We start from the raw sequence: 22156 nt of genomic DNA, 5'->3' as shown, positions 1-22156 counted from the left end.
AAGATTATGCTCAACCGAATTACCGTTCAGCTCCCGGTTGAGGGGCTGCTTTTCTGGAAACTCTCCGGCCGCGAGGCGATGTCCGAGTCGTTCGCGCTGACGCTGACCGTGCTCGGCACGGATGCGCGCATTGACCGCAGCAGGCTGCTGGGCCAGCCGGTCACGGTGACCATCCCCACGCAGAGCCTGCTTACCCCCCGCTATATCAACGGCAAGGTGACGCGCGTGGCGGTGAGCGCCGTTGAGCTGACGGGCACCCGCTATGCGGTGTACCAGCTGACGGTGGAGCCGGACCTGTGGCCGATGAAGCGCGACCGCAACCTGCGTATCTTCCAGGGCCAGACGGTGCCGCAGATTGTCAAAACCCTGCTGGGTGAGCATCAGGTTAACCTCGAAGACAAGCTCACCGGCAGCTACCGGGTGTGGGACTACTGCGTGCAGTATCAGGAGTCGAGCCTGGACTTCATCAGCCGCCTGATGGAGCTGGAGGGGATTGCGTACTACTTCAGCCACGAGGCCGACAAACACACCCTGGTGCTCACCGACGCCGCCACCCAGCACCAGCCTTTCAGCGGCTATGAGGTCATTCCTTACCACCAGACGCCGTCCGGCGGCAGTACGGATGAAGAGGGCATCAGCCAGTGGGCGCTGGAGGACAGCGTGACGCCGGGGATTTACAGCCTCGATGACTATGACTTCCGCAAGCCGAACGCGTGGCTGTTCCAGGCCCAGCAGAACCCGGCGTCCCCGAAACCGGGCAGTATCGACGTGTACGACTGGCCGGGGCGCTTTGTGGAGACGGGCCATGCGGAATTCTACGCCCGCATCCGTCAGGAGCGCTGGCAGGTGGAGCATCAGCAGATTCAGGCGACGGCTACCGCTGCGGGCATTGCGCCGGGCCACATCTTTACCCTCACCAACGCGCCGTTCTTCAGTGATAACGGGGAGTATCTGGTGACGGCGGCGGGCTACCATTTCGAGGAGAACCGCTACGCGAGCGGTGAGGGGGAGACCATTCACCGCACCGATTTCACCGTTATCCCGGCGTCGGTGTCCTACCGTCCGGCGCAGAGCACGGCGTGGCCGCGGACCTACGGCCCGCAGACGGCGAAAGTGGTGGGGCCGCAGGGGGAGAGTATCTGGACGGACAAATATGGCCGCGTGAAGGTGAAGTTCCACTGGGACCGCCTGGCGAAGGGCGATGACACCAGCTCCTGCTGGGTGCGCGTGTCGAGCGCCTGGGCGGGCCAGGGCTACGGCGGGGTGCAAATCCCGCGCGTCGGCGATGAGGTGGTGGTGGACTTTATCAACGGCGACCCGGACCGTCCAATTATCACCGGTCGCGTGTATAACGAGGCAAGCATGCCGCCGTGGGCGCTGCCGGCTGCGGCGACGCAGATGGGCTTTATGAGCCGCAGTAAGGATGGCCACAAAGATAATGCCAATGCCCTACGATTCGAGGATAAGGCTGGGCAAGAGCAGATCTGGATTCATGCTGAAAAAAACATGGACACCGAGATCGAGAACTGCGAGACACATGACGTAGGGGTAGACCGTAAAAAAATTATCGGCCGGGATGAGCACGTAACGGTTAAGCGTAACCGGGACGTGAACGTGGGGGCGAATTCAACCAGCAACACGGGTAATCAGCACAAATTCAATGTAGGTAAAAACCAAACCGTATTGACTATGGATAAAGAGGGAAATGCTCTGCTGGAAGCGACAACCTCGATTAAGTTAAAGGTGAATGATAACTACATTCTTATCACGCCATCGACAATTGAAATTATCGTTTCCGAAGGGACACTCAAGGCTGAGAGTATTACTGTGGCATCCTTCAAAGGGACGGAGTTGACGAAGTTAGGCGGCGGAATAAATGCCGAGATGAAAGCTAATGATACTCTTCATCTCAATGGTACAAACCTGACAGATATTAAAGGCGCTGTTGTTAAAATTAACAGCTAATATGTAGAAGGATTTTTGAACATGGGACAGCCTGCCGCCAGAGCGACCATAGATGTCAGCGCACATTCGGGGCCAATACAGTCCGGAAGCCCGGACGTCATCATCGGTGGTTTTCCCGCCGCTCGAAAGGGTGATACGTTATCCTGCTCGACGCACGGCAGCGGTATTATTGTGGGGGGCTCCGGTACTGTCTTCGTTAACGGTATGCCACTTGCACGTCAAGGAGACAAGACGAAGTGTGATGTTAGCGGCTCACCGGCACCTGCCATACCGAAAGCAGCAGCACCTCAATATTGGGGGGGCACGCTGGCGAAAAATGCCGGCGAAGATGGGATGATGCACGGCGAACATTTTGATGCTCGTGTTCTGGGTGCGTACGCCAGCCTCGAAGATAAAAACCTCAACGGTGATTTTGATACCGCTTCAGCTGGTTTTGCGTTGGCAGATATTACAATTGGGAATATGAAAAGTAAGGATCTGCTACGGGCAGAAATGCGTAATAAACTCGCCGTCGCCAATGCGACGGGGTCTCTGTATGGTGGCGGCAACGATATTTATGGCTTGAATGCGAATGCCGCTGCGACAGGTGAACAATACGGTGGTTCGGTTGCTGCGGGTAAAGAAGGAACGTTGTATGGTGGAGTATCAGGGGATGTAACTATTGGTACAGCAGAAGCTAAAGCCGTATTAGAAGTTTATACCGGCAATGATGGGAAGTATGGTTTGACTGCTGACGCCGGTGCGGAAGCGAAAGGAGTGAAAGGCGAAGTTTCGGGTAACCTTGATATTCTGGGCATCGTTTCCGGAGAAGCAAAAATTGACGGTAGCTTTGGGTCTGCTGGTCTCGCGGGAGGTGGAAGCGCTTTCTGGGACACTAAAGATTATTCCGTTAACGTCAGGGTGACTGGTGGGGCTGCAGGGCTTGTAGGGCTTAAGGGTGATGCAAGTCTGAAAGTGGCATTTAAGCCTATACTGGATTTCTTTGACTATTTGTATGGCGAAGAGGATGAGCCAGCCGTCACCTCTGTTCTGACAGAAAGCGGGGATGGGACAATTATTACCGGGTGTGTTACTGTTTTGATAGGCGATTAAGGGATGTGAGAGGACAATGAAATAATGAAATGGGCTGGCTTAACGATTTTTATTTTAATCACTTTGATCTATATCTGGAATGGAAAAGATCTGTATACAAAAGAAGAATGGCGTGGCTTTGGAATAAAATTCATTTCAGTACTGATTGGTGCATTTGTATTGGTCATTGTTTTGGTTGGCTTTTCTAAGTTCATCCCGTTGCTTACCAGAGAAACTGCACGGTCATTATCAGTAATAATACCAGCTTCCTTTATGGCAGTGCTTCTGTCGAAGTTTTTTGTCGTGATGTTGAATAATATTTTCGATATTATTATGCGATTCCACAAGCGCTATAACACTGCAGCAAACTATACAAAATTATTATCACTATCTGGTAAGTATGGGGCAAAATTACGCCTGGTAGTAAAGTGTCTAGCCTCGTTAGGCTGTATCTTAATGTTCTATGGTATCTGGTTTGGCAGCACTGTCTGAGTTGAAGAGGTTTTATGAACACTGGTAATAATTATGCTTTTCCCATCGTCTCAACCGCAAGCAATGAAGAGATTAAGGCGAACTACTGGAAATGCCTGTATACCTCTGCTGATAAAAAAATGCTTCAGTACTGGGTGATTTTGCCAAATCGTGTTAAGCCAGCTGAACTGACCCCGCAGCATCTTCCTGAGGTCGGCTTGACTAACTTGGGTCGCTATGCCACCGATGATGCGCAACCCTATATGGAAGTTTGGGCCGCTTATGAACGCTGTCAGTGGGAGATGAATCCCTCTGATTGGCTGTTTAATAAACTGGAACTGATGGGCGAAAAAGTGTTGAATCAGCGCTTGATTGCGCATCCTTCCGGTAGTGGCCTTTTTGCAGATGTGCTAACTCTCAAAACGCACTCGTCCGGCGACGAGGTCATTTCACGTTATACCGTACAGAAAGATTACAATCCGCAAGAAGGAGGCGGAAATTATTTCCTGATTAAAGCGGCCTGTGCCGCTCGCGACTACCCTGCGCTGGCGAATGATATTTACTTTACTGTAGTGAACTGGGATTTACTGCATCGTAGTAACTTGGTTCTGGCTGAACTGCTTAAGACCGTGAACCTCAGTGCTAAAAACAGCAGTGGATTTAAAGTACCGGAATCCTGGCAGGTGAATCCCCTTACAGAAACGCGCCTGGTGGTCGAGCACTCGTTTGATGGCATTAACTACGGTGTCATTAATCTTTGCTTTTTTTCGCAGGAGATGTTGTTTACCGCGCAGGATGTTTTTAGCGTTTCGATTAAACGGTTTCACGATCGAGAACCTGCCGTTACGCTTAAGACTGAAGCACTTGCTACTATTCCAAATGAGTTTAATCCATCCCTCGGAAAAACACTGTGGACATGCCGGGGGGAAATGTTCAGCGCAGAGGAAGAAATGCGCGCTGTTTACCAGTGCTATATTTTTAGCGTGGGCAAAGTCTGGTGCTATGCAGAACTGATTGGCAGACACCGTAACTATCATGATTACCACTTCGAGGCGAATAAACGCTGCCTCGAAATCATCCTGTCAACATTCCATATAGAAAATGTCTAATCTTTGACTCGATATTCAGGACAAATTCATGCGTACGCGTAGCTTTTCTTTTTTTAGATGATCGGTGACTTTGTCGGTTTCCCTGCCCTGTCAATATCATCTCCACCATAAACCGTCACTATCAGGAGTCGAGCCTGGACTTCATCAGCCGTCTGATGGCGCTGGAGGGATTGCTATGCCGATATCCGTCAGGAGCGCAGGCAAGTAAGTCGGGCATCAGAAAATTCACACCACCACGGCGGCAGTGGTTACGCCAGAGCACGCTTTCAAAGATTCTTTCAAGTGAAAAGGATATATTTAAGTTGGATCATGAGTAAAGAAAATTATACCGCGCTGGATTATATCAATGATGCTATTGATGCAATTAATAGTCGATTAGAGAAATATCCTACATTTCTTTATATGTTATGGAGAAGAATCAGTAAGATTATATTAAATCTATTCTCATTGGTGTTGAAAAATATAAAAGTAAATTACACACATTGAATCTCGGAGTGCTTGCGTCCAAAGAGTTTGATACTACTGATGACGAAATTTCTCAGCATTGTCCAATGCTAGGTATATAGCTTCGCAAATGGTACAAGGATTTAAGATTATTCTTCCTCATGAGCAAGGCGTAGAATACTTAAAAAGGCAAAAAAGATATCGCAAGTGATGCGCAGTGTTTGATTACAATCTCCCTTCTTCAAATTAATCAAAGGTTTTTTGGTAAGAGAAAAGATGAATAATGGTCTGTCATATGACACCCCCTGTTGCTCTATTTAAAGGGTGTGTGATGCAAGATCTTCACAGTAAAGACTCAGTAATCAATCATTATGCCGATCGTTATCAATGTTATATGCCAATTGATGTCCGTAATGGATTAAGAAGCAATAGTATAGATGCGTCGAATTCATCTCTCCCATGGGATGTAACATTACCTTTAGTCACGACTGAAGATGTTTCACGTGATAAAGCGCTTGGGGCGTTTGTGGGATTGGCTGTTGGGGACGCCGTCGGCACCACTCTTGAGTTTAAGAAAAGAGACAGTGAACATGTAGCAGATATGATTGGTGGCGGGCCTTTTCAATTAAAACCTGGTGAATGGACAGATGATACGTCCATGGCATTATGTCTGGCAGAGACTTATCTTTCAGAAAACAGAATGCACACCGATGTGCTTAGAAAATATATCCTGAAATGGTATCTTGACGGAGAGAATAGCAGTAATGGTCGGTGCTTCGATATCGGCAATACGACGCGGTTCGCGCTTGAACAGTATATGCGTGTCGGACCTTCCTGGTATGGTAATACAGAGAAACACACTGCTGGTAATGCTGGGGTTATTCGTCAAGCACCGGTGTCTATCTTTCGTCGAAAATCACTGCGTGCGATTTACTTCGAATCACAGGCTCAGAGTCGAGCAACGCATGGCGCGGTAGAATCAATTAACGCATGCCAATTTCTCGGATTGGTATTGCACTATTTAATCAACGGTTATCAAAAAGAAGAAGCTTTTTCGCCTCATGTTTTCCCACTGTGCGCGCGTGTAATGATCATAAACGCGGGTGAGTATAAGCACAAAACTCGCGACCAGATTCGTTCAAGTGGTTACGTTATTGATACGCTTGAGGCCGCGATGTGGTCCGTATGGAATACGGATAATTTCCGTGATGCCATTCTGCTGGCAGCCAACCTTGCCGATGATGCTGACAGCGTTGCGGCGACGGCGGGACAAATAGCTGGAGCATTATATGGTTATTCCGGTATTCCGCAGGAGTGGAAAAACAATCTTGTACAACATGAACGTATCGCCAAAATGGCTGGTGAATTGTTCGATAGAGCCCCCGAAGACACTTTCTTATAACTGTTTATCTCAATGAAACTACAGGAAAAGTAGTTTTATTTTGTGGCAAGCGAAGTCAATCTTACAGCTACTCATTATCACATCAACGGCGTTTCCGCTTTGCATACTGAGATGAGTTAACTTCTGGCACTGAGATTCGTCCATAGTGGAATAAAGATTATGCTCAACCGAATTACCGTCCAGCTCCCGGTTGAGGGGCTGCTCTTCTGGAAACTCTCCGGCCGCGAGGCGATGTCCGAGTCGTTCGCGCTGACGCTGACCGTGCTCGGCACAGACGCGCGCATCGACCGCAGCAGGCTGCTGGGCCAGCCGGTCACGGTGACCATCCCCACGCAGAGCCTGCTTACCCCCCGCTATATCAACGGCAAGGTGACGCGCGTGGCGGTGAGCGCCGTTGAGCTGACGGGCACCCGCTATGCGGTGTACCAGCTGACGGTGGAGCCGGACCTGTGGCCGATGAAGCGCGACCGCAACCTGCGTATCTTCCAGGGCCAGACGGTGCCGCAGATTGTCAAAACCCTGCTGGGTGAGCATCAGGTTAACCTCGAAGACAAGCTCACCGGCAGCTACCGGGTGTGGGACTACTGCGTGCAGTATCAGGAGTCGAGCCTGGACTTCATCAGCCGCCTGATGGAGCTGGAGGGGATTGCGTACTACTTCAGCCACGAGGCCGACAAACACACCCTGGTGCTCACCGACGCCGCCACCCAGCACCAGCCTTTCAGCGGCTATGAGGTCATTCCTTACCACCAGACGCCGTCCGGCGGCAGTACGGATGAAGAGGGCATCAGCCAGTGGGCGCTGGAGGACAGCGTGACGCCGGGGATTTACAGCCTCGATGACTATGACTTCCGCAAGCCGAACGCGTGGCTGTTCCAGGCCCAGCAGAACCCGGCATCACCGAAACCGGGCAGCATCGACGTGTACGACTGGCCGGGGCGCTTTGTGGAGACGGGCCATGCGGAATTCTACGCCCGCATCCGTCAGGAACGCTGGCAGGTGGAGCATCAGCAGATTCAGGCGACGGCCACGGCGGCGGGCATTGCGCCGGGCCACATCTTTACCCTCACCAACGCGCCGTTCTTCAGCGATAACGGGGAGTATCTGGTCACGGCGGCGGGCTACCATTTCGAGGAGAACCGCTACGCGAGCGGTGAGGGGGAGACCATTCACCGCACCGATTTCACCGTTATCCCGGCGTCGGTGTCCTACCGTCCGGCGCAGAGCACGGCGTGGCCGCGGACCTACGGCCCGCAGACGGCGAAAGTGGTGGGGCCGCAGGGGGAGAGTATCTGGACGGACAAATACGGTCGCGTGAAGGTGAAGTTCCACTGGGACCGTCTGGCGAAGGGCGATGACACCAGCTCCTGCTGGGTGCGTGTGTCGAGCGCCTGGGCGGGCCAGGGCTACGGCGGGGTGCAGATCCCGCGCGTCGGCGATGAGGTGGTGGTGGACTTTATCAACGGCGACCCGGACCGTCCGATTATCACTGGTCGCGTGTATAACGAAGCCAGCATGCCGCCGTGGGCGCTGCCTGCTGCCGCGACGCAGATGGGCTTTATGAGCCGCACCAAGGACGGTTCCGTGGACAACGCCAACGCCCTGCGCTTTGAGGACAAGGCGGGCGCAGAGCAGGTGTGGATCCAGGCCGAGCGCAACATGGACACCAGCGTTAAAAATGATGAAACGCACACCGTTGGCGGCGCGCGCAGCCATTACGTGAAGAAAAATGAGCTGCATCGCGTGGAGGCTAATCAGATCCAGGCCGTGAAAGGCGGAACCGAGATCCTGACGGGTAAAGGCAAGCTGGATGCGGCGGTAGAGCAGTATGTTATTGCTTCCGGGACGAAGCTGCGGCTGGTCTCGGGTGAGAGCGCCATTGAACTCAACGCGAACGGCAAGATTAACCTGATCGGCAAAGAGTTTAACTTCTTTGTCGAAGGGGATGGGTATATCACCACGGGCGGTAAGCTGCATCTGAACACGTCGGGAACCAAGCCGGGCACTACGGCGCCGGGATCGGGGCATAAAGGGGATATTGATGCGGCGGTGCAGGCGAAATTTACGCCAAAAGATGAGTAAGGCCGGTGCGGTACTTATCGCATTATTAACGACGGGAATGGCTGAAGGAGACGCTCAGAAAAAGGATCTTTGGATGTTCATTTCCGGGATGAGCGCATCGCTTAAGACGTTATCCGTTACAACCCTTAGTAATGCGCCGTTATCGTTTAAGATGACCAGGCAAAATGAATATATCAATTTCTACAATGCCGACGATATCAAACTCGCCGATGGGACGAACATAACCGCAATTGAGTTACGTTTAAGCAAAGATAACGACGGCATGGCGCCTTTACTAAATTTTTCACCCTCCTCAGGTCAATGCATAACGCTTGATACCGTTAAAAAGCGCTATCCGCAGTTGAGGTTAACTGATTATCCGCGCGGCCGTTCGGAGAACGAAGTGACCAGCTATACAGCCCGAAAAGATATGAATGGACAAAAGGTGAGCTTCAGTTTCACCGTGAAAAATCCTCACTGTCTGGGTTCAGTCGTCATTAGCGCAGACTAAGAAATACTGCACTCATGTCCTGGCGGTTTCTTCTGGATGATAATTGCAATACACATTCAATAAATGACGATTAACGTGAAAAAACACACGCCGACATTTCTTTTTTCTGCCCTGATGTTTACCTGTCTCGGCAGCAATGTGGTTTTGGCTCAGGTGATGCCTCCCGTTCTGACAAAACGGGATTTTTCTGTGCAGATCAAAGATCAGCCTGTCGCATTGGGCGACCGATGGTCTCCTGATAGTGCCGGTAAAATTGATGTGCCGTGGGAAGGAAACTTTGTCGGTGAGGTTCCTTTTGACGGAACGAACTATAAATTCTACCAGCATCAAAGGGCTGGGTTAGAAATATTCAGTTCAAATCTCTGGTGGGATAAAGCTGAACGAAGCGTTGATGATTATATCGTGTCGCAGATTACGCTGACTGCCGAAGACTTCGCAACGCCGCGGGGTGTCCATGTGGGTTCAACAACCAGAGAGCTGAACAACGCATACGGCAATGGCCTTGTTGAAAATGATTCCGGGACCCAGTGGGTTTCCTATGCGTTGGGTAAAAAAGTACTCTCTTTTGAGATGAAGGGCGGCAACGTTGTGAAAATAACAATGAATTACGATAATAGTTCTTCAGAGTAAATTATGCCCAATAAATTTTTAGCACCCGCATTGTGCGCGGCTTTATTGGCTGGTGTCGTTGAAACCTCTACGGCACTTGAATTATCGCAGTACAATAAGCTCAATACGGTTAGTCACATTGTTAACGACAGTGAAGTGACAGACAATCTCAGGAAGACGCTGGGAAATCATTACCAGACCTTTATTGATAACTTTGATGTCTTCGGTGAACCGCATACCACCACAGGTGGAGGATTGTTTGTCGAAGGCTGGCTAAAGGATCTCTACCAGGAGAATGCGTCAGCGCTGGTCATCGATCCTGACGGCAAAATCTTTGCGGCCTGGGTGGTTCCGGAGTCGGACGTCATTCATTACCAGTCTTCTGATAATAGCCCGGTTATTCATGCCGATATTCAGCAATGGGCTGCCAGATTCAATGCTATGCATTTTGCAACGAACATCCAGGCAGGTCTCGCGTTTGACGGGGACTGGGCTGGCGAATTCGAGAACGACTCGACGTTAACACTGCGGTTAGCTGAATCAGGCAACCGGATCACCGGCTCTTATTGCTATATCTCCCAGAGAGGAAACCGCATAGATTGCCCTAAAGATGATGAGCAAAATCTTAGCGGTACGATCGCTGGCAATCGTGCCAACGTTGAGTTCAACTCATCATTTGGCGGCGTAGGCGGTCGGGCTGTTCTGGAAATAAAGGGGAGTGAGATGGAATGGCGTTTAGTTACTCCTCCTCAAAAAGGAAATTATTATGCTCCGCAGCGTTATACGTTACGTAAAGCCGCTTCGGTTCAAAACGCTGAAACCAGAAAACTGGACACCGAAAGGTTCGCTATTTCTCTTATAAATAAGTGCGGTCATTTTGATAGCGAATGTGACCAGATGGTCTATCTCGGCGTGCGCAAAAGCGATAACAGTACGATCTCCTTAAGGGGAAAAACGTTGCACGACTCCGCAGGTAAAATAATCGGCTCAACGTACAAGAATGGCGAGACCGTTTACACCGTAACGTATGCACCTGTGAAATTGGTTGTCAGCAAAGGCAGTCATGTTTTAGTCGAACAGTCAGGCCAGTGGCTTAAATAACTTTACAGCCAGCCAAAAGGCCAGCACGGATTGGCCTCTTTTGTTTCTCACAATATTAATCATCCCGAGTTCACTTATGAAATACACCCTCCAGGAAGGTTCCTTTACCCTTTTTCCTGCCGCCTGGCAGGACAACAGCATGAACATCATTCGCGATGACGAAAGCGGGCTGTCCGTGGTGGTCAGTCGCGGCGTTATCCCGGACGGCAGCAACTACGAACAAGAGTTTCACCGCCAGTGGGACGTGCTGCGTCCTCAGATGGGTGAGATCGCCCAGAGCGAATTTCAGCACGTAAAAGCCGGGCCTGCCGGCAACATTGATGGGATAGAAGTTGAGACCACCTTTGACCGTAACGGCCAGCGCCTGTGGCAAAAACAGCTGGCCGTGCAGACGCCAGGCAAACCGGTACTGATGATTTTTACCCTCTCGGCCTTAAAAGCCTTTACGGAAGAGGACGAGGCGCGCTGGAGCGCACTGAAGAAAAGTCTGACGCTAAACGACAACCGGAATGTGTAAGGCATGAGCGATAACAACGCGGCCCGTAAGGGCGACGAGATTATTCACTCCAGCATTTTTGCTGATATTACCAGCATTGTGGCGGAAGGTGCCGCCTATGCGGTGATTGGCGCGGCGGTGGGCGCGGCAGCGACCGTCGCGGCCCCACTGCTGGGAGCCGGGGCCGCAGCAGCGGGCGTGGCGGCGATTGGGTCCAGCTGTCTGTTGAGCGGCATTATTGGTGGGGTTCTGGCGAACGTCGCTGGGATCACCGACGATATCAGCAATGCTGCTGAAGGGCTGGGCAACGCGCTTTTTCCGCCGTCGCCTGCGGGTAAGATCACCACCGGTTCGAGCAATGTTCTGACAAATAAACTTCCCGCTGCACGCGCCGCCGGGACGTTAACGCCTGCCGATACCCCGTCTCCTGAGCCGCAGTCGCCGGGCAGCTTTGCCGACTACGCGGGTATGCTGCTCTCCGCTGCCGGACAGTTCGGCAGCGAGATGTGGCAGCCGAGCGTCGCCTCTGCTGCCGCGGGAACCTCGCCGCTGGAAGAAGACAAGGTGGCGTGCGAAAAGCACTCCGGGCCGCAGTATCTGGCGGAAGGCTCTAAAAGCGTCTTCATCAACGGACAGCCCGCGGTACGCGCGAAAGATCGTACCACCTGCGAAGGCACCGTTTCCGACGACGTCTCCCCGAACGTGATCATCGGCGGCGACACCCTCACGGTCCGCGATATCAAAAGCGGTAAAACGCCGGGTCTGGCGTTGGGGATGATTGCGCTCTCCCTGCTGCGCGGGCGTCCGGGCAAGATCCTGAAAAACATGCCCTGCGCGCTGGCTGCTGCCGGTGGCGGGATGCTGGCTGATATGGCCGTCAACGCCGTGTTCGGCTCCTCGCACCCGGTTCACGCCGCTACCGGCGTGAAGGTGCTGAACGACGACGATGAACTCGATTTCTCGCTGCCGGGGCGCTTTCCGCTGCGCTGGCAGCGCAGCTACAACAGCCTGACCATCCGCGAAGGGCTGTTTGGTCTGGGCTGGGCTACCACCTTTGACAGCTATCTGACGCTGGAAGAAAACAATGCCACCTGGTTCGATGAAACCGGGCGCGAGCTGAGCTTTGAACTGCCGCCGGTCGACCGCGCGTTTTACAGCATCAGCGAAGGCATTATCATCCGCCGCAATGAGAGCGGCGACGTGGCGATTGCCGACGATGACGGCGCGGTGTGGCGTCTGTATAAACCGACCCGCGCTAACCCCTCCATCCTGCGCCTGGCCTCCCTCAGCGACGAGTACGGCAATGCGCTGCTGACGGCGTGGGACGAGCACGGCAGGCTGGTTGGTATCCATGATGAGCCGCGGGCCATCGACGTCTCCCTGCGCTATGACGATGAACGTTTCCCGCAGCGCGTGACCGCAGCCAGCCATTTCGACGGCAACCAGACATGGCCGCTGATGCATTGGGGGTACGACGCGCGCGGTCAGCTGGCCAGCGCAACGGATGCCTCCGGCGTGGTAACCCGTGAATACCGCTACAACGATCACGGCCTGATGGTCTGGCACCGAATGCCGGGCGGTCTGGAGAGCGAATACCGGTGGCAAAAATTCGACCACTGGCGCGTGGTGGAAAACCGCACCAGCACCGGCGACGGCTGTCGCTTTACCTATGATCTAGCCGCCGGGCTGACGACCGTCGAACACTACGACGGTCAGACGCGAAAGCATTACTGGAACGCGCAAAACCTCATTGTTCGCTACGTTGACGAGAGCGGTGAGAACTGGCGCTACGAGTGGGATGGCAACGAACTCCTAACGCGTCGCATCGATCCGCTGGGTAATGCCGTTACCTTCGTCTATGACGACATGGGCAACCGGGTGCAGGAGATCGACGCCGACGGCAACACCCGCACCACCACCTGGCTGGAGCACCGCGCGCTTCCCGCGGCCATTATCGAAGCTGACGGCAGCGCCACCCGGTTCTGGTACGACGAACATCACGGGCTGAAGCGCGTGGTGGACCCGATGGGGCAGACCACGCTGCTGCGTCGGGACGAGTTTGGTCAGGTTGTGGAAGAAGTCGATGCCGCCGGGAACAGCCGCTACCAGGAGTACAACGAGGCCGGGCAGATGGTGCGTGCGACGGACTGTTCGGGCCGTGTGACACAATACCGTTATCATCCGCTGGGCTGGCTGGTGGCTGAGACAGCCGCCGACGGTGAAGAGACTCGCTACCGCTACGACGCCGCAGGGCGTCCGGTGCAGCTCGACCGACCAGAAGGCTGGACCGAGTCGCTCAAATGGAACGAACGTGGCCTGCCGGTGAAGCATGCGGGCGCCGATGGGAAAGAGAGCGAGTTCAGATACGACGAGGCGGGGCGCTTAACCGCCACCCGAAATACGCAGGGTGAAGAGGTGCGCCGCCGCTGGGACAGCCGCGGGCGTCTGATTGCCCTGGAAAACGAGAACGGCGAAGCGTATCAGTTCCGCTGGGGGCCAGACTCGCTGCTGCTGGAAGAGGTGGGGCTTGATGGCGTGGCCTCGCAGTATCGCTATGACGCCTGCGGACGCACGATAGCGCGTACCTTTGCCGCCGGTCATCCGGAGGCCATCACCCATGCCTTTGCCTGGAGCGCGAGCGGCCAGCTGGTCGCCCGCACCACGCCGGAGGGGCAGACGCGCTACCATTACACGCCGTCCGGCCTTCTGAGCCGGATTGGGCTGCATCCCGCGCTTTCAACCGATGCCTGGAGTGCCGAGGCCGAGCAGGAGCTTGTGTTTGAGTATGACGCGCTCGGCCGCGTTACGCGCGAAGCGGGCGAGCACGGTGAGCTGGCGTGGGAGTATGACGCGCTGGGCAACCGCACCTCCGTCACGCTGCCCGATGGCCGCGAGCTGAAGCAGTTCTACTACGGCAGCGGGCATCTGCTCAGCATTGCGCTTGATAAGCTCTCGGTCTCCGACTTTACCCGCGACGAACTCCACCGGGAGACCAGCCGCACGCAGGGGCTGCTAACCACCCGCAGCGAATACGACCGCCTTGGTCGACTGCACCGCCGGGACGTCTTTACCGGCAATGCCCAGCGCCCGTCGCCGCGCCGCTGGTCCCGCCGCTGGGATTACGACTATCGCAATAACCTGGTCCGCGAAGAGCGGGACGATAACCCGTTCAGCTGGTACCGCTGGCAGTACGACAGCGCAGGCCGGCTGCTGGTTCAGGACGGCACGCTGCCCGGCCAGGAGCAGTGGCGCTGGGATGCTGCCGGTAACCCGCTCGAAGGCTCTGCTGAGAAGGTGACGCACAACCGCCTGACGCAGCTGAACGGCATTCGCTGGCGCTATGACATCCATGGTCGCACCGTGGAGAAAGATAACGGCCAGACCCGCTGGCACTACCGCTACGACGGCGAGCACCGCCTGACGGAGGTCATCAGCCAGCCGCGGGACCGCAACAGGCCGCAGACGCAGGTCAGCTTCCGCTACGATCCGCTCGGGCGACGCATCAGCAAAACGCGCCGCCAGATGCTGGGCGGCCAGCCAACCGGTAAGCCAGTCACCACGCGGTTTGTCTGGGAAGGGTTCCGGCTGTTGCAGGAAGTGCACGGGGATGTGCCGCTGACCTACGTCTACAGCGATCAGGACAGCTACGATCCGCTGGCGCGTATCGACGGGGTTGATGCCCCGGAAATCTTCTGGTTCCACTGTCAGCCGAACGGCACGCCGGAACGGATGACGGATAGCGAAGGACAGGTGCGCTGGGAAGGGGTAAACAGCGCCTGGGGCAAGCTGTTGCGGGAAAGCGAAACGCAGGTATCAGGATATTCTCAGAACCTGCGCATGCAGGGTCAATACCTGGACCGTGAGACAGGGCTGCACTACAATCTGTTCCGGTATTATGACCCGGACTGCGGACGATTTACGCAGCAGGACCCGATAGGGCTGGCGGGAGGGATTAACCTTTACCAGTATGCGCCGAATGCGCTGGGGTGGGTGGATCCGTGGGGGTTAAAATGTGGTTTTTCTCAAAAAGATCGTATAACACAAAGATGGGTGGATAGATTAACAGGGAAAAAACCCGCTGATGTTCATAATATTTTGACATCCAAAGGTTGGACGAGAACATATCCACAAGCCAATAAACCAGGAGCTATCCAACATATTCAATATGTCAAAACAACAAAATCAGGTACTACGTACAAATTAGATTATCATCCCGGAGGGACTCCAACTCAACCTAATATTCATGGTAATGATTACTGGAAAGTTTATCGCGAAGTTGATGGTGCTGATGTAGTATATGGGAGAATTGGTCATGGAGAGTTTAAAAATTATGATTTAATAACCGATTCACCTGTTTATGTTGACGGAGTTTTACTTAATGGGGGGGTATAAAATGATTGATTTTAATGCTGATATTTTATCAGGAAGAGCACTAGGTAACGTTTTTTTGGGGGATAATATCAGTAAGTACATAAGCGAGTTATATGCTGGCTATAAGGTAACTTACTTTGATTATTTCTTGCCTGATGATAAGAAAAGGCTTGCATATATTGTAGATGACACAATGACAATCGCTACCCTTGAAGATGGAACGATCATTTCTATTGGTTGTAACGTAAACTATAAGGGGAGGTATAATAAAATATTACAAACAGGCCAAACGATGGGGGAAATAATAGGGTTGACTTACAAACAGCGTATATTTAATGGCTGTATTATTATAAATGACGACTTTGGTTTTTCATTCGAGTTGCCAGCGCCATATGATGAAATTGCAGATAGCATTGCACATGTTCCACTAGATCTTGTTCTTAATGAAATCCGTGTTGCTGATTACTCTGATTGGAACCCACAAAAAATAAAACGCTGAAGTGTGGGTTAGGGTTGATCCCTCGGATTATTTACTTTACATAAAACCCTAGGTAAGCATTTTCTGGAGTCATGACATCCACTGTCGTAAGTAAAATACCCAGCGCCCGTCGCAGCGCCGCTGGGATTACTACTACCGCAATAACTTGGTGCGCGAAGAGCGGGACGATAACCCGTTCAAATGGTACCGCTGGCAGTACGACAGACAGTGCCGGGCGTCTCCTGGTTCAGGACGGCACGCTGGCCGGAGAGGAGCAGGGGGTCTGGGATGCAGCCGCTAACCCGCTCGAAGGTTCTGTTGAGAACATTACGCACAACCGCCTGGCGCAGCTGAATGATATTCGCTGGCGTTATAATACCCATGCTTGCACTGTAGAGAAGGATAACGGCCAAACCCGAGGAACCGCAAAAAACCGCAGACGCAGGTCAGCTTCCGCTACGATCCGCTCGGTCGCCGCATCAGTAAAACGCGACGCCAGAAGCTGGGCGGACAGCCAACCGGCAAGCCATCACCACCCGGTGTGTCTGGGAATGACTGCCTACTGGGGGAAGCGCACGGGGATGTGCTGTTCACCTACGTCGACGAAAGTGGTCAGGACAACTACGATTTGCTGGCGCGTGTAGATAGTGTTGATGCTTCATATATCTTCTGGGTCCATTGCCAATCCAACGGCACGGCACAACTTATAACTGATATCTAAAAGCAGTAATTTTGGTGCAGGTTCGAGTATTGGTAATGTTTTTCCATAACAATCATATGGAACAAGAATAAAAGTCTAGGGAATATAATGAGTGATAAGATCATGCAAACAGTAGATCTGCTAATTTCACATAGTCAAATATTGTTACGATCCAGAGACTATGACGAAAAGCTGAGTCAGTGGGGAAAAGGTAATGTTTCTCAAGGCGCTGTTTTACACAAGGATTATGTTGTATTCGATCCATTACCAGAGGACGCATTTGGAGCAAACGTCAATATCAAAATAGATAATGCTTTTAAATTAGATCAAAATGCACAACGCTGCATTGTTGTTCCATTTTTTATTACGGATAAAAATAAGATCCAGATCGCATCTGCGACAGAGAAATTTGATGTAAGCATTAACGTAACCGGCAAGATTTATTCGCTCTTTTATGAGGTTTGTGAAGGGGACGAGATTTATTATAATTTTACTCTTGTGCCTGAAAAAGAAGCAATCCCTGCTAAGTTTTTATTAGACGACCCTTGGGGAGGGAAAAAATACAATCCTCTAAAAGAGGGTTTTTTTTAAAGTTAATAATAACTAAATCGAATGAAAAAAAATCATACGTTAAACAAGAAGTTCACCACATGAACCTCGTTAACGAAGTAATCTTTCCCTTCCGTACGCATCTTGCCTGCTTCTTTCGCGCCTTGCTCACCCTTGCAGGTGATAAAGTCTTAAAACGCGATAGTCTGCGCACGAATGAAGCCCTTCTCAAAGTCGGTGTGGATCTTACCGGCCGCGTGAGGCGCAGTCGCACCGACAGGGATGATTCACGCGTTCACTTCTTTCACGCCCGCGGTGAAGTAGGTTTGCAGGCTGAGCAGCTCATAGCCCGCGCGGATCACGCGGTTCAGCCCCCGCTCGGCCATGAACTCTTTATGGTCGCCGTCGATGATTTCAGCGATATCGGATTCAACCGCGGCGTAAACCGCTACCTCTACAGAACCTTTACCGCTCGAAGACTCTGCTGAGAAGGTCACGCACAACCGTCTGACGCAGCTGAACGTCATTCGCTGGCACTACTGTTATGACGGTGAACATCACCTGACGGAGGTCATCAGCCAGCTGCGGGACCGTAACAGGCCGCGGACGCAGGTCAGCTTCCGTTACCCTCATACATTGTGACATTCCCAACAGTCAATCAATATAGAGGTGATCCTTTGGGTTATCATCAAGCGTTACAGGTAAAATTAGATGTAACTGGCTTAGATGTAATTGAACCCCGGAAAAATACATTTTTGATCTTAAACACAAAAGATCTCGTTGTCTCTAAAAGAATTGTTAAAAGTGGGAGGAGTTGTGGTTGAGGTGAAAATATATTATAAAGGAAGTGTTGATTTTATTGCAGGTGAAGGGACTATTCTCAATGAGTTCATAGGAGAAGTAGCCACGCGACAAATAAATATTATAGATGGAAATTATTATGCTTCTTCCTCTTTGCTAGATAAAAAAGAAAAAGTTGGCTTCCTGCTGTATGATGGTAAGAAAAGCGACCTGAACTTAAGTGACGCCGAAGAAATTTCAAATGAGGAATTTGAAGTTTTCTGGCAAACATCAACGGGTTCATTGCAAGAAAAAAAGCGAATAAAATACTTGTCTGGAGATGCTGTGGAACCTTTGAAAAAATCCACAGTTATTGCTCATATTGTGAATAATAAAGGGAAGTGGGGTAAAGGTTTTGTTCTGTCCCTTTCAAATAAATATCCTGCGGCAAAAAAAAGCTATCTTAGTTGCTTCAAAGAAAATAACTTCCCAGAATTAGGGGTGGTTGATTTTGTTATGGTTGATGCTCAGGAGAAGATATTTATTGCGAATATGTATGCGCAGGATGGTATAAAGAAAAATATCAACGACAAAAAACAATACGTATGTTATGACTCTCTGAAAGTTTGTCTTGAAAAATTATCTGACTTTGCTTTAGTTAATCGCCTTTCTATACAAATGCCAAGGATAGGAGCTGGCCTCGGTGGTGGTGATTGAAATGTTATAGAGTCCTTAATACTAAAAAATATTTGCTATAAAATGATTGATTGCAATGTAATAACTTTATAATTTTAAATAAAATTTAACCATAGATTATGGTGTTTTTGGCGGTTTCTTAGGCAAAGTTTTTTATTTAAAAGGACAAGATCTTAAGTATTATAATATCTATAACAATATACTATTGATCAAGGGAACGAGTTTCACGACAACCAAAAATACGCCGAGGCTTTAGAGCAAAACCAAAAAGCCTGGCAAGCGCTTCCTGAGCCAAAGCTCGAATGGGAACTCGCCAACTGGATCGCTGCCTGCATGTACAGCGCATGTTTTGATCTTGCGGATTATGCTGAGGAAAACAAATGGGGAAAAACGACATTACGGACACGTGGATCGGATATAGACACTGCACCCTTAATCGATCTCGGCATGGTCTGTTATGAGTTAAATCAATTCGAGGAAGCGTATAAATATTTTAACGATGCTTATAACTACAGCAAAGAGCGTGCGTTTCAGGATAGACCTAAAAAATATCTAGAGTTCTATCTGCGCAAAAGGGATAAGTTCGTTACTCTATAAAAAAATCAAACATTACGCGTGGATCCGACAACGCCAGGTAGGTCGTGTGAATTACCATCAATATGGGCAGAATGGCTTGAAGAAGTAGCGATTCCAGGCTCCGGGAATGTAAGATAGGTTACTATATGAATATCAATAAAGATGACGAACTCCTTGTGATAGTTAAGTATGAAGGAAGATTTTATTGGTTCGTTGCGTTCAAGGAAATGTGGGTCTTAGACAGAGTAAAATGGGTAGAGGATTTTGTGAAAAGTGGGGTGGAAATAAACCTACAGAATACCCATAAGGAAAGATATGACATACCAGTTGTAAATGAAGAAAACGCGCAGATATTCATTGATGGTTTAATTAACGATGGTTATTCATACGATAAGGATGACATTGCTGAGGAGTTTTATAAAAGGCTTTCGCAAAAAACAATTTGGTGGGATATATATGAACTTATGCCGGATTTATTTATAGACTTTGATAATAAAAGATTATATTCGGAATATGTTGAGAGTATGCATTATCAAGAATATGTTCCTGATGGTTGGCAAGGTGAACTTGTTGATTTTTGCAGTAATGGATCGTTACCTCAAGATGAAATGTTCTGGATAAAAAATGAAACTGATCATAGAAGCGTTTTGATCGCTAAAGGATAAAATATATTTTCGGCAAACCATTTTTAGACAATGCAATGGTCGATTCAACACGCCAATTTGTGTTTGTGTTAAGCGAGACAAAGCCGTTACCAATCGTTTTGACCATCTTCAACGCTCAGGGTGAAAAACTATTTTGGTCTGCATCTCCTGAAAGTGCTATTTTCTATTACTTAACATTAAACCAGTCAAAGGAAGTGGTTGTTGTATGTAATTTTACAGTAATACAAAATGGCTGGCATAATTGGTTTTATTCTTGGGATATGAAGCGTAACGCGTTGTCTAGATCAGGACCTTCGTACTAAATTCACATTTAACATTAAAATTACAGCGACAAGAGTGCCTGAAACTGGCGTACGCAAAGGGGGTATACCTGCTAAAGGTGAGAGACTTGCCTGACCAGCAGAGCGTTTACACCAGCACCCTTTTCAGACGTTAAAATTTGCGACTGCCGACATCATTCTCTTTACCATGTAAAAAAAAATCCACGCCCAAGCGGGGATTTTTCCCATTAAAAACAACTCAAAGGTTAAACAAGAAGTTCATCACATCGCCATCTTTAATGATGTAATCTTTGCCTTCCGCACGCATCTTGCCTGTTTCTTTCGCGCCTTGCTCTCCCTTGTAGGTGATAAAGTCTTCAAACACGATAGTCTGTGTACGAATAAAGCCTTTCACGAAATCGGTGTGGATTTTATCGGCCGCCTGAGGCGCAGTCGCACCCACAGGGATGGTCCACGCACTTCTTTTACGCCCGCGGTGAAGTAGGTTTGCAGGCTGAGCATCTCATGGCCCGCGCGGATCACGCGGTTCAGACCCTGCTCGGCCATGAAATCTTCACGATCGGCGTCGTTCATTTCAGCGATATCGGATTCAACCGCGTTCCAAAACGCTACCACTACAGAACCTTTATCGCTTGAAGAGTCTGCTGAGAAGGTCACGCACAACCGCCTGACGCAGCTGAACGGCATTCGCTGGCGCTATGACATCCACGGCCGCACCGTGGAGAAGGATAACGGCCAGACCCGCTGGCACTACCGCTACGACAGCGAGCATCGCCTGACGGAGGTCATCAGCCAGCCGCGGGACCGCAACAGGCCGCAGACGCAGGTCAGCTTCCGCTATGACCCACTCGGACGACGCATCAGCAAAACGCGCCGCCAGATGCTGTTTGGGCAGCCGACCGGCAAGCCGGTCACCACCCGGTTTGTCTGGGAAGGGTTCCGGCTGTTGCAGGAGGTGCACGGGGATGTGCCGCTGACCTACGTCTACAGCGATCAGGACAGCTACGATCCGCTGGCACGTATTGACGGCGTTGATGCCCCGGAAATCTTCTGGTTCCACTGCCAGCCCAACGGCACACCGGAGCGGATGACGGATAGCGAAGGGCAGGTGCGCTGGGAAGGGGTGAACAGTGCCTGGGGCAAACTGCTGCGGGAAAGCGATACGCAGGTATCAGGATATTCCCAGAACCTGCGTATGCAGGGGCAATACCTGGATCGTGAGACAGGGCTGCACTACAATCTGTTCCGGTATTATGACCCGGACTGCAGAAGGTTTACGCAGCAGGACCCGATAGGGCTGGCGGGGGGGATAAACCTTTACCAGTATGCGCCGAATGCGCTGGGGTGGGTGGATCCGTGGGGGTTGAGCCGCGAGTGTAGCGGTAAAACAAAACCTGATTTCTATGTTGGTCCAAATGGCCCTAGTTCGACTATGCCTTCTACAGCATATCGTTATATGGATAGCAAATATGCTCCACAGACAATAGAAAATAAATCAGCCCCGTTAAGTTATTTTGGGTATACGAAATATAAATCTGCACATGAAGCCAGGGACGCCTATCAAATTTTTTATGAGAAAGGTAATCCTGATTCATGGAGTGATGCACGTTTATTAGGTGAGTTTGATACATTACAACTGTATAAAAATGGAGTGCCTCAGGTGCAAGTACCTCTTGCCAATGGTGGTCGAGGGCCTGGATATGAGCTTTTCACCAGTGCATATCCTGAGTATGGTAAAGGTGGGGCATTACAGTTGCTACCAATCGAACGTAATTACCCTGTTATTTTTGAACGTGTTACTATAATTCCGGAGTAAAAGC

17 protein-coding genes and 4 pseudogenes are annotated in these 22156 nt (G+C 50.9%); 19 read left to right on the top strand and 2 right to left on the bottom strand.

Annotated elements, in window-relative coordinates; genetic code table 11:
- Positions 1 to 6: 6 nt before the first annotated feature.
- The 15 genes from L384_RS03405 (at position 7) to comJ (ending at position 17380) form a co-directional block, all read left to right on the top strand.
- The gene (locus L384_RS03405) at positions 7 to 1965 is read left to right on the top strand and encodes a type VI secretion system Vgr family protein (protein WP_023324836.1); all 1959 of its coding nucleotides are present in this window, start codon (positions 7 to 9) and stop codon (positions 1963 to 1965) included.
- Between the two features lie 21 nt (positions 1966 to 1986).
- Positions 1987 to 3057 (top strand): PAAR domain-containing protein, encoded by a 1071-nt coding sequence (locus tag L384_RS03410; protein WP_023324835.1) that lies wholly within the window; start codon positions 1987 to 1989, stop codon positions 3055 to 3057.
- A 24-nt stretch (positions 3058 to 3081) separates the two neighbouring features.
- Complete coding sequence (locus L384_RS03415) at positions 3082 to 3528, top strand: hypothetical protein (RefSeq protein WP_023314298.1); 447 nt, start codon at positions 3082 to 3084, stop codon at positions 3526 to 3528.
- Between the two features lie 14 nt (positions 3529 to 3542).
- Complete coding sequence (locus L384_RS03420; RefSeq protein WP_023314297.1) at positions 3543 to 4616, top strand: hypothetical protein; 1074 nt, start codon at positions 3543 to 3545, stop codon at positions 4614 to 4616.
- A gap of 482 nt (positions 4617 to 5098) precedes the next feature.
- Positions 5099 to 5182, top strand: a complete 84-nt coding sequence (locus L384_RS22870) for a hypothetical protein (protein ID WP_230246519.1) — start codon at positions 5099 to 5101, stop codon at positions 5180 to 5182.
- 209 nt (positions 5183 to 5391) lie between these two features.
- Complete coding sequence (gene tri1 / locus L384_RS03425; protein WP_032628297.1) at positions 5392 to 6462, top strand: ADP-ribosylarginine hydrolase Tri1; 1071 nt, start codon at positions 5392 to 5394, stop codon at positions 6460 to 6462.
- Between the two features lie 159 nt (positions 6463 to 6621).
- The gene (locus L384_RS03430) at positions 6622 to 8544 is read left to right on the top strand and encodes a type VI secretion system Vgr family protein (RefSeq protein WP_023324833.1); all 1923 of its coding nucleotides are present in this window, start codon (positions 6622 to 6624) and stop codon (positions 8542 to 8544) included.
- Positions 8537 to 9034 carry a hypothetical protein gene (locus tag L384_RS03435; RefSeq protein WP_072204174.1) on the top strand — a complete coding sequence of 166 codons (498 nt, stop codon included), beginning with the start codon at positions 8537 to 8539 and terminating at the stop codon, positions 9032 to 9034. The genes L384_RS03430 and L384_RS03435 overlap by 8 nt, the downstream gene beginning before the upstream one ends.
- A 63-nt stretch (positions 9035 to 9097) precedes the next feature.
- Complete coding sequence (locus L384_RS03440) at positions 9098 to 9664, top strand: hypothetical protein (RefSeq protein ID WP_023324831.1); 567 nt, start codon at positions 9098 to 9100, stop codon at positions 9662 to 9664.
- 3 nt (positions 9665 to 9667) lie between these two features.
- Entirely contained in the window at positions 9668 to 10744 is a 1077-nt protein-coding gene (locus L384_RS03445) for a hypothetical protein (protein WP_023324830.1), read from the top strand.
- A gap of 76 nt (positions 10745 to 10820) precedes the next feature.
- Entirely contained in the window at positions 10821 to 11261 is a 441-nt protein-coding gene (locus L384_RS03450) for a DcrB-related protein (RefSeq protein WP_023324829.1), read from the top strand.
- Positions 11262 to 11264: 3 nt separating this feature from the next.
- Positions 11265 to 15632: an RHS repeat-associated core domain-containing protein gene (locus tag L384_RS03455; RefSeq protein WP_023324828.1), complete on the top strand. Its 4368-nt coding sequence runs from the start codon at positions 11265 to 11267 to the stop codon at positions 15630 to 15632.
- 1 nt (position 15633) lies between these two features.
- A complete protein-coding gene (locus tag L384_RS03460) occupies positions 15634 to 16110 on the top strand; it encodes a hypothetical protein (RefSeq protein ID WP_032628402.1) in 477 nt (158 codons plus the stop codon).
- Between the two features lie 71 nt (positions 16111 to 16181).
- Positions 16182 to 16733, top strand: coding sequence for a hypothetical protein (locus tag L384_RS22375; RefSeq protein WP_023324827.1), 552 nt, complete (start codon positions 16182 to 16184; stop codon positions 16731 to 16733).
- Positions 16734 to 16897: 164 nt separating this feature from the next.
- Entirely contained in the window at positions 16898 to 17380 is a 483-nt protein-coding gene (gene comJ / locus L384_RS03465) for a competence protein ComJ (RefSeq protein ID WP_023314287.1), read from the top strand.
- Positions 17381 to 17412: 32 nt separating this feature from the next.
- Here comJ and L384_RS0121350 read toward each other — a convergent pair.
- Positions 17413 to 17820: pseudogene (locus L384_RS0121350) on the bottom strand (DUF933 domain-containing protein); the annotation flags it as partial.
- Here L384_RS0121350 and L384_RS22950 point away from each other — a divergent pair.
- The 3 genes and pseudogenes from L384_RS22950 to L384_RS03475 all read left to right on the top strand — a co-directional run.
- Positions 17807 to 17965, top strand: a pseudogene (locus L384_RS22950) (RHS repeat protein); the annotation flags it as partial. The pseudogenes L384_RS0121350 and L384_RS22950 sit on opposite strands and share 14 nt — an antisense overlap.
- Positions 17966 to 18118: 153 nt before the next feature.
- Positions 18119 to 18835 carry a macro domain-containing protein gene (locus L384_RS03470; RefSeq protein WP_255343909.1) on the top strand — a complete coding sequence of 239 codons (717 nt, stop codon included), beginning with the start codon at positions 18119 to 18121 and terminating at the stop codon, positions 18833 to 18835.
- Positions 18836 to 19536: 701 nt separating this feature from the next.
- Entirely contained in the window at positions 19537 to 20055 is a 519-nt protein-coding gene (locus tag L384_RS03475; RefSeq protein WP_023324823.1) for a hypothetical protein, read from the top strand.
- Positions 20056 to 20574: 519 nt separating this feature from the next.
- On the opposite strand, the pseudogene L384_RS0121340 reads toward L384_RS03475, so the two are convergent.
- A pseudogene (locus L384_RS0121340) lies at positions 20575 to 20972 on the bottom strand (DUF933 domain-containing protein); the annotation flags it as partial.
- Here L384_RS0121340 and L384_RS03480 point away from each other — a divergent pair.
- Positions 20968 to 22152 (top strand): annotated as a pseudogene (locus L384_RS03480) (RHS repeat domain-containing protein); the annotation flags it as partial. The pseudogenes L384_RS0121340 and L384_RS03480 overlap by 5 nt on opposite strands.
- Between the last annotated feature and the right edge of the window lie 4 nt (positions 22153 to 22156).

Origin of the sequence: Enterobacter sp. MGH 38, assembly GCF_000492855.1 — a bacterium.
In the GTDB taxonomy this organism is placed as follows: domain Bacteria; phylum Pseudomonadota; class Gammaproteobacteria; order Enterobacterales; family Enterobacteriaceae; genus Enterobacter; species Enterobacter hormaechei_C.
This window is presented reverse-complemented; position numbering and strand designations above follow the sequence as displayed.